Origin of the sequence: Peterkaempfera griseoplana (assembly GCF_001418575.1) — a bacterium.
GTDB classification, from domain to species: Bacteria; Actinomycetota; Actinomycetes; order Streptomycetales; family Streptomycetaceae; genus Peterkaempfera; species Peterkaempfera griseoplana.
This window is the reverse complement of the sequence record NZ_LIQR01000134.1, coordinates 21685-30795: the sequence shown is the minus strand read 5'-3', so window position 1 is coordinate 30795 and position 9111 is coordinate 21685. Positions and strand designations below refer to the sequence as shown.

Here is a 9111-nt window from a genome sequence, read left to right as displayed (position 1 = left end):
AGCGTGGTGGCGTCGGCGAGACGGGCTTCCAGTAGAAGGAGCCCCTCCACAGGAGGGCGACGGCAGTACACCGGCATGCCGAGAGGAAATCGAGAACAGCCAGGTAAGTGCCCTCCTCGCCTACTCCGCGTGGCTGCGGCCGACAGCATCAAGCGACAGCTCAACGCAGCCGCTGACGTCGAGGATCCACACCGTCGAGGGCGTAGATCATTACCAGGTGGCGCGGGAGTATGAGCTCGATTCGATCTCCGACCGTGGATCGGCCTGCGGGACGACGGGGTGCCGGAGCAGGGTGTCACTGATGTTCCGGCGGCGCTCTGGCAGAGGGTGGCCGACAGGCGGCCCGAAGCGGTGGGAGGCAGGCCCAGAGTGTCGACGGGAAGCTCGGGGTACACGTCGCGACGGCGGCTGACCCCGTACCGCGAGATCGCATGCGAAGAGGGCATGGCCCAGATCATGCAGGCCTTGAACTCGTCGACGGCGTCGGTCCCAATCGGGCACCGCTGACTACCGGCGGACCACCCGGGCACGACGGAGACACGTGTCGACCGCCGCCTTTCGCTCAACGCGCGATGCGCGGTCCGGTCCGGATCCTGCGCCAGGAGAGCCCAGACCTGGCGCAGTACTCGTCACCGCCGGGGCAATCGCGACAACCTCTGCTCGGCAACTACGAGACCGGAGCGTCGGCAGCACACCCACCTGCGCATCGTCAGACATGCCGGGGAGAGCAGCTACCGCAGCCGGCTGGTAAGGGGGAGCGACGATATGGTCCTTACCATCATGCGCAGCCTGCGGCGTCGTACATTCAGCCGAAGCTGAGGAGTACGGCATCGACCGCCTCCTGGGCGAGCTGGCCGGCGAACTGCGGGAGGGCCGGTATCGCCCTCGTCCCGCCCGGCGGGTGTTCATCCCGGAGCCGGGTGCGGGGGAGGAGCGAAGGCCGTTGTCCGTCTTTGCGGTACGCGACCGGATAGTGCAGGCCGTGCTCAAGATCGTGCTCTCGCGGATCTCGGAGGCCGACGTGCCGCCGTGCAGTTTCGGGTTCCGCCCGAGGAGGGCAGCACACGACGCCCTGCAGGTGCTCGTCGACGAGCACGGGCGGGGACGGCGGTGGGTGGTGGAGACGGACATCGCCGACTGCTTTTAGGCGATTACGCATGAGGGGTCGATGCACGCGGTCGAGGAACGCATCTATCGACCAGTCCGTTCTCGAGTTCCTGCGCGGGGTGCCGGGGTGCTGGAGGACGGGCCAGGTGCGGCGGCCGGTGACCGGGACCCTGCAGGGCGGCGTGACTTCGCCGCTGTTGCACAAGGTCTACCCGCACCGGTTGGACCGGGCGTGGGACGAGTATGACGGGGACTTGGTTTGCCACCCCGACGACCACCTTGCCCGCTGGCCTTCGTGCAGGGCAATGCTGCACGCCTGCGACCGGATCCGGGAGATCACTGCCCGGCGCAGGATGCCGTTGCGTGTGGGAGCGATCGTGGAGGACCTAGCGTGACGTGGCGAGCTGAAGTGCGAGCGCGGCCTTGACGATGTCGGTGATGCGCGCGGTGCTGCAGCGGAGCCTTCGCGGGGGTCGCCAGCTCTTGAGGGTGGCCTTGCTTCGGGAGTGCGCATCCGAGTTCACGCAAACATGCCGAGTAATCGTCTATTGACTCGATTGTGCGGATCAGAGCACACATGGGCCGGAGAGCCCGTTATCGACCAAATCGGACATCCGGGTCAGTTGCAGTCGTAAATAGATAAGGGGGCGTCAACTCGTCACGGGGGCAGTGAGCTTGCATTCGTATGGCTTCTTGACAAACTCCGAGTGATGGCTTGATGATCGATTCGCCAACCACTGGGACGAGCGTTCCAGATGCTGAGACGCGAGGGCGGGTCGCCCGCGAACGATGCATGAGCGTTCGGCGCCGGCCCGCGGATCGTTCAGGCCGGTCGTATCCAGGGTCGGAGTCGTAGGAGATGGGCGATTCACTGGGCGGCAATCGGCGCAGCGAAGCGCGCAGTACCGTTGCCGCCGGTGCGGCAATAACAGATGTCTGATACGCCTGCTAAATACACCATGAGGGAGGATTGTGGAGCGGACAGCATCCCGGGGGCATATTCGTCGTGATGTGTACGCGCAGACTGCTCACTTTGCCGACGGTGGTCCACCGAGCGGGGAAGTCAACCCTGATTTCTCGGCAGGTGACGGAGCCGAGGACGTCGTGACCGGCCGATGCTCAACCAGGCTGCGGGTTCTCGCTTAGGAACCGGGAGAGAATCCACCTCGGCGCTCGCTCGACGCAGACAAGTGCGACAACAATGCAGCTCGTGCTGCCGGCAGTCAACGAAGCGGGCGAGACGCTTCACGTCGCGGCCCTGCCTGAAGATTTTGATGCGTTCGTCTGGGTCGCACCATGCAGACGGAACTGTTCTCGTCCAGGCCCACCAAGGAATGGTCCGCGCTTACCAAGTCGTCAAGCTCAGATATTCGCAGCCGCGGCGCCCCGCGGGTTGTTGACTATGGCCAGGTCCGGCGCCCCCGAGTGCACGCATGGCGCAGCTTGCCATGGTTCACCCGCGAACTCATCGACTACAAGAGAACACTGGCCCACGGTGGCCCCTCGCCACCGACGTGACCGAAGGAGCGCGCAGGCACTTCGTCTGCGACCGCCCTCTCGATCCCGGGATCTTGATCGACGCCAAGGGGAATGTTTAAATGTCCATGAAGAAACTCAACCTTCTGGATGAAGGTAGCTGGGCTCTCATGATAGAAGAAAGCAACGTGAGAGCCTTGCACAAATATCACGGCTCCATGGCGCGGCTGGACATTGACTACTATCTGTCAATAGGGACGAACAGATATTACAAGGCGTACTTCGAAGCAGCAGGGCTGGCCCGCGTCAGAGAGGGCATCGTCAGGTTTTTGCTGGACGAGGACACGTACAAGCGGTGCATTTCAGGAATATACGACGTCCTGGAACGGATGCGGAATTCGGATGAAGCATTCGCCGGCCTGGCATTGTCTGAGCAGTTTGAGCTGTACTGCAATTTGCTGTGCGAGTACATCGCATACTACAACTCGGTCATAACCGATACGTTTTACGCGAATGTCTTCGATTTGGTGGATTCGGAGCTTCCGCCCGATACCCGCTTTGCGGCCAAGGCGATAAAGGACTCCCTGTTCGCCACCAACAACAACGAGCTGCTGACCCATCTGCAGACGGTTGACATGTTGGCCATGTCTCAGCAGCACCTGAGCGGCCAGAGCGTGGATGAGGAGATAGAGAGGTTTGTCGAGAAGTACCGATCGACAACCATCTCGTCTGGGAGCCCGAACGGCATCACGCCGACCGAGGTCAAAGATCATCTTTCTCAGCAGACTCCGACTAGCGTGCAGTTGGAAAAAGCCTTCCTGGATAATCTTCATTTCAGGTACAGCCACGCGGAAGCGTGGAGCGAGAGGACTGCTTCCGCAATAAACCTGAGTGAGGAGACAAGGCTGCTCATCAGGCATACCTGTGAACTTTCGTATTTGAAGATTCTCATGCGGGAGGAGTTCCAGAAGTTCAAGGTCACGACGAGGAGTCGTTTCCTGAACGGGCTCATCAAGGAGATCGGCAAGCAGCAGTTCGACTACATGCTGATAGATGAGATTGCCGACTTCATTCGCTATGGGAGAAGAGTCTCGGATGCGGAGATTTCTAGGCGACAGAAGCTTGTGATATTTGAGCTAGCGGAAGGTGCCATCAGCTTCTCGGGAGTGGTTCCGCAAGGCATCGAGATTGAAAGCGGGCGAGACTCTTCACGGAACGAGCTGTCCGGAGACGTCCTCATTGGTGCCGGGTCGAAAAAGTACAGGGTCAAGAAGGTCGAGCAACACGAGGAGGGCCTGAACAGTTTTGACGAGTTCATAGAGGCAACCGAGGCAAAAGAAGACGTTGCCGTTATCACGAACGTCCTTCGGCCGTACCTGGTACCCAAACTGAGGAAGTTCGGTGCATTGGTGACCCAGTACGGCGGATATACCTCTCATGCTTCGGTGTTGTGCCGTGAGCTTGGCATCAGCAGCATGATCAATGTACCCGGCCTGCTGGATTCCTTGGAAACGAACGATCATATCGAAATTGATTTCGATCGTGGAACCATAAGGAGGCTGGACGACGTCAGCCTGTCGGAGTCGGCAGCGAATAAAATCGTCGTCAACTTGGATGAAGAAAGTGGGTATGCAACCAGAGAAATAGGCGCTAAGGCAGCGAATCTTATGAAGATAAACAAGTCTGCAAGAATCGCTGAAGGTTTTGTCATAACCAGTCATGCGCTGAGAAATATTGATGACGAAGATGTTCGGCAAGTCATTCTTGAGAGACTTGCCTCCATGAAGTGTGATCGGATCGTCATCCGATCGTCTCACGAGAGCGAAGACAGCAGTACGGGCTCCTATGCAGGTCTGTTCGAAAGCTATGTCGATGTTGATGTCAGCGATTCCGATAATGTCATAGAATTGGCTAGATCTGTATACCGCTCACAGCAAGCGAATTCGATAGACAAGTACGGCAAGGCGGAAGGAGACATGTCTGCCATAGTGCAGGAAATGATTTCGGCAGACGTGTCCGGCGTAATTCTGACGTCTAACTCGTTCAATGGTTATGATTACATGCTGCTCGAGTATGTGGTCGGCGATCTGTGCCACCTGATGCAGGGGGACGTCACTCCTCTGATTTCATACATCAGGAAAGTCGACATCATCGACGACAGCGAGAGTTACTGCGCGTATCCGGCCATCATCACCGAGCCTCTCGCGGGGTTGTTCAAATCATTGATGAAGATCGCAGTGGACCTGGAGAACCAATTCTCCCGCAGGGTGCAGATTGAATGGGGGATAAGGAATGAAACGATCTACATATTCCAGGTCAGGCCATACTAGAAGGTTCGAAAACAGGTAGGTGCGATTCGTGTTGACCATACATGCAATCCATCATGTGCCTGCCGCCCGAAAAGGGATCATCCTGGGAACGTCGGACGACCCGGTGGATCCGTCACTCCGCCCCCTCTTCAAGAGCCAGACCCGGGGCCTGGTTCGTCTGGTGAGCGACTTGGTCGCGAAGAGCGGGACATCCGCGGCTGCGTACACGTCATCGATGCCACGTCAGAAAGAAACCTGCGAGCTTCTGTTCGGCGACACGCCCATCCCGATCATCATTGATGAACGTCTTCGTCAGATCGATAATGGTCCACAGTACACTGGCATGAAGTTTGATCTGGGCAAGCGAGACTACCTCAACTTCATCGACGAACCCTTTCCCCAAGGCGAGTCCTTCCGAGACTTCGCACAAAGAGTTCGCGAGTTCCTGGACGAGAAGTCAAAGCAGCATTCCGAGCACACGATCATCACTATCGGATGGCGCTTGAGTCCTGCCATCTTTGCGCATGTCTGTCGTGGAGTCAGTCTGGAGCAGGCCATCACCGAGAACGCAAATATCAGTGGCCCGTTCACTTATGAGTGATCGCGGGGCGATTCGTGATGGCCGCGGCTACCGGGAGCCTCTTTCACGTGTACACCGTGAGAGTGAGCGGGAGTGGCCAGCACGTCGCTCACGCCCACGTCCTCTTCGCCGGGGCCTTGGGGGCCGGCGGCCTCCGGCGCGGCCGGGATTTCGTGCTGGCGAGTGGCCCTCGCGTCGTGGCGCGCCGCCGGACAATGCCGGAGACAGCCACAGCAGCCGGCCCTCCATGTTCGCCATGACCTGTAGGTCCACGCCCTCGCGGCGGGCCGCCCCGTTCAGCGGCAATGCCTCCTCGTCCGCCTGGTGGCGTGTCTGTACCTCGTGGATGTCGAGCGCGTGTGTGGCGAGGAACCCCGATGGTGTGGTCCGCGTAGCGTCACGTCGTCGCGACGCTGACGCGGCAGCCGACGGCGAGCTGAGCCAGGGTGTCGTGTTCGCGCAGGTGGACAAGGGCACAGCGGGCCCGGCTCACAGACCGCCGCGTGCAACTGTGCTCCCCGTGCTCCGCAACGATCACTCTCGTGACCGCTTCGAGGGTCTCAAGGCCGAGGTCGCCTGCGGCAGGATAGGAGAATACGGGGCAACTTCGTTGATCCGGGCAGGTTATCGCCGACTTACCAACCCGCGGGTTGCCTCGTTTGTCGCGCTCGGCGTCGACTCCCCTGCCCGGTTCACCGGTGGGGCGACGGACGGAAAAGATTCTGGAAAGGATCAGGGTAGTGAAGAAGTACATTCTTTTCGACCATGACGGCGTTCTGGTGGATACCGAATTCTGGTACTATAAAGCGGGAGAGCGCGCCCTGGCCGACATTGGTCTGACTTTGGATAAGGATCAGTACCTCCGGGACATGAGCCTTGGCTTGGGGACATGGGCCCAAGCCAAGGCGGCGGGCATTGACAAGCAGACCATCAGCAGGCAGCGTGAGGCTCGCAATGACTACTATCAGCAGTATCTGAGAACAGAAGCCATCGAGATCGATGGTGTCGTCGAGACCCTTGCTGAACTGTCAAATCACGTCCGCATGGCCATCGTGACGACTGCAAAACGTGCGGATTTCGAACTTATCCATGAAAAGCGCTCGATCAGACAGTTCATGGACTTCGTCCTTGTTCGCGAAGACTACAAGCTCGCCAAGCCGGACCCGGAACCGTACTTGACCGGCCTGAAGCGCTTCGGGGCCACCAGGGAAGAGGCTCTGGTCGTAGAGGATTCGTCCAGGGGGCTGAAGTCGGCTCTGGCGGCCGGCATCGACTGTGTCGTTGTCCGCAGCGAATTCACCGAAGACAATGATTTTTCACAGGCTAGTCATCGCATCGAAACTCTGGCGGAGTTGAAGAATATCATCCTCAATCCGGATCCGACTGCGGCGTGACCCCGACAACCGGCATCACGAACCGGTCGGGGGCTGACACCCCCGGCCGGGAGACGGCACGACAGCAGCCAGAACTCCGGAGGATCGGCGATGAGAAACCGAATCGGCGATGAGAAACCGAACGATCAACGAGCAGTTCCGCCTCACCATCCACCGAGGGGACCGGAAGACGAATGAACAAGCCGACATGGATAGTCTTCGAAGGGATAGATGGCAGCGGTAAAACAACGCAGGCGAAGCTCCTCAATGAATACTTGAACAGAATTGGGGTGAAGAGCCAGTATAAACATGTTTTCAATAGCGCGGCTGGCAAGCTGCTGAGAGAGATGTTCATCAACAACACTTTCAGCAACACGGTGGAAATCTTGATGCTGTGCGCAGCGAGGCAAGCGTTCTTGGATGAAACTGTGGCGGCGGAAGAGGAAGAGGAGGAGTGTGACGTCCTGATCGTCGACAGATTCTTCCTGTCAATCCTTGCGATGCAGGGAAAAGACGAGGAGGATGTAGAGCTGATCAATTACATACAGAACAATATCTGTGAGGGAAGAGACCGGTCCATCATATTCCACATAAACACGTCGCCTGAGGACTGCAAAAACAGACTGAGGAACAGAGGCACCCGCGACCGCATCGAAGACAAGGGCGTCGAGTTCCACAAAGCGGTATACGATAGGTACTCGGCACTGCTACGCAAAGAAGAGAATGTCTATCAATTCGATGGCAACGGCGAAGTTGAGACGGTACACAGGGCCATCGTCGACGAGACGTTGCGCCTACTGGGGATCGCGGAAGGCGGAACTCGGTAAGTAGGAGGCCCGAGGGTTCCGGATATGTGGCCCACTGGGGCGAATCGACGTCGCAACTGGCCGGCACCCGTGACCTCCGGCGACGTTGCTTACCGATCGGCATCCGAGGCGCCGACGCCGACTGGCCGGAGAGGCCAGGGCGAGCCGCAGTCCCGTCCGAGCCGATTCAGGCCGCAGACGAATCGGACTCGGAAAACCAACTGACGTTACGTCACTCGAGCTCGACATTTACCATAAGGTGCCTGGCTATGAGCATCCACGGATATTCCGTCAGAGTGTTCCCGCTCCGAGTGCACGGAGGGCCGGCCAGGCCAAGCTTTCGGAGGTTTGATTATGGGCGAGGTAAGTACACCGCCGCGCGTCGTGGTCGTGTCGCTTCAGAAGAGCGGCACCAATCTGGTGGCACGCATGATGGCGGATGCGTTCGGCTACCGCTGTATCGGCCATGGTATTCGTGACAGTTTCGACGAGGTCCTGACTCGGCTGCACGCGAAGAATCCCCGTGTCAGTGACAGGCGTTCGCTGTTCTCGCGGCCCGATTTGATGCTGGACCTGCTCGAAGAGTACCCTCCTCAGACTTGTCTGTTTCTTCATGGACTTAAGATCGGGGATCACCTCCTCGACTGGTGCTCGACGGGGGAGCCTCGCATACTTTTCAACTATCGAGACCCCCGGGATTCGCTGCTGTCCCTTGTCAACTATCTCCTGCAGCGGGCGAACGAACCCTACAGCCAATTCGCTCGCAACCTCATCTTCGCCCGGATCCTCGAGGCGATGCCAAGCGCTTCGGCTCAGTTGGATTTCGCAATCGCGCACATGGGCGAGCACGTGGAGAAGTACAATCGGAATAGTTGGCTGCTCTTCCATCCTTCGGTGGCGAAGCTGTCGTTCGAGGAGCTTGTGGGAACAGCCGGGGGAGGGAGCGAAAGCCATCAGCGTTCCACGGTTATGCGCGTCGGTGAATTCTTGGGAATGACCCCCGGAGATAGTGATCATCGTCTCTTTGACCCGTCGGTTCGAACCTTCTTCCGCGGTCAGATCGGGGCTTGGCGCGACGTGTTCAGCCCGGAGCAGACAGAGAATTTCGGGCGCCTCTACGGGGATGTCCTGCGAACCTATGGGTATCCCGAGCTCTAGTTTCAGAGCAAGATGTGTAGTGTGGGCTGTGCATCTATCCGGTGGGTCCCGAGGTAAAGTTCCGTCGGACGGGAGCAGTCGCAGGCCAGCACGGGAGGACCGGAACGACTGAATCTTCGTCGTGGATCGTGTGGATCTCGAGGGAGTTGCCCGGGGCGCACGTACGACCTGACCGCCGCCCGTACCCGCCGCATCATAGCTACCCGCACCCGGCTCCCCCTTCCTGCCCTAGCGGATCTGGCCTATTACCGGCACAGGCGGTGTCTTCGCCGTCCCGATCAGGCACAGGCCGAAAGGGGGCA

At 59.0% G+C, this 9111-nt stretch carries 6 protein-coding genes and 1 pseudogene; 6 read left to right on the top strand and 1 reads right to left on the bottom strand.

Translation table 11 applies throughout. The features are described 5' to 3' along the window. The first annotated feature begins 901 nt into the window (after positions 1-901). A complete protein-coding gene (locus AOK09_RS41975; protein WP_063795925.1) occupies positions 902-1147 on the top strand; it encodes a reverse transcriptase domain-containing protein in 246 nt (81 codons plus the stop codon). A 346-nt stretch (positions 1148-1493) separates the two neighbouring features. On the opposite strand, the pseudogene AOK09_RS38975 reads toward AOK09_RS41975, so the two are convergent. Continuing rightward, a pseudogene (locus tag AOK09_RS38975) lies at positions 1494-1610 on the bottom strand (IS5/IS1182 family transposase); the annotation flags it as partial. 1101 nt (positions 1611-2711) lie between these two features. On the opposite strand from AOK09_RS38975, the gene AOK09_RS11370 reads away from it, so the two are divergent. The 5 genes from AOK09_RS11370 to AOK09_RS11350 all read left to right on the top strand — a co-directional run bounded on the left by AOK09_RS11370 (position 2712) and on the right by AOK09_RS11350 (position 8809). Continuing rightward, positions 2712-4913, top strand: a complete 2202-nt coding sequence (locus AOK09_RS11370; protein WP_169797016.1) for a PEP/pyruvate-binding domain-containing protein — start codon at positions 2712-2714, stop codon at positions 4911-4913. Between the two features lie 28 nt (positions 4914-4941). Beyond that, a complete protein-coding gene (locus tag AOK09_RS11365) occupies positions 4942-5493 on the top strand; it encodes a histidine phosphatase family protein (protein ID WP_157875859.1) in 552 nt (183 codons plus the stop codon). A 719-nt stretch (positions 5494-6212) separates the two neighbouring features. Beyond that, positions 6213-6866: an HAD family hydrolase gene (locus AOK09_RS11360; protein ID WP_055587032.1), complete on the top strand. Its 654-nt coding sequence runs from the start codon at positions 6213-6215 to the stop codon at positions 6864-6866. A 173-nt stretch (positions 6867-7039) separates the two neighbouring features. Further along, entirely contained in the window at positions 7040-7672 is a 633-nt protein-coding gene (gene tmk / locus AOK09_RS11355; protein WP_079062954.1) for a dTMP kinase, read from the top strand. 333 nt (positions 7673-8005) lie between these two features. Continuing rightward, the gene (locus AOK09_RS11350; protein ID WP_055587030.1) at positions 8006-8809 is read left to right on the top strand and encodes a sulfotransferase family protein; all 804 of its coding nucleotides are present in this window, start codon (positions 8006-8008) and stop codon (positions 8807-8809) included. Positions 8810-9111 lie beyond the last annotated feature (302 nt).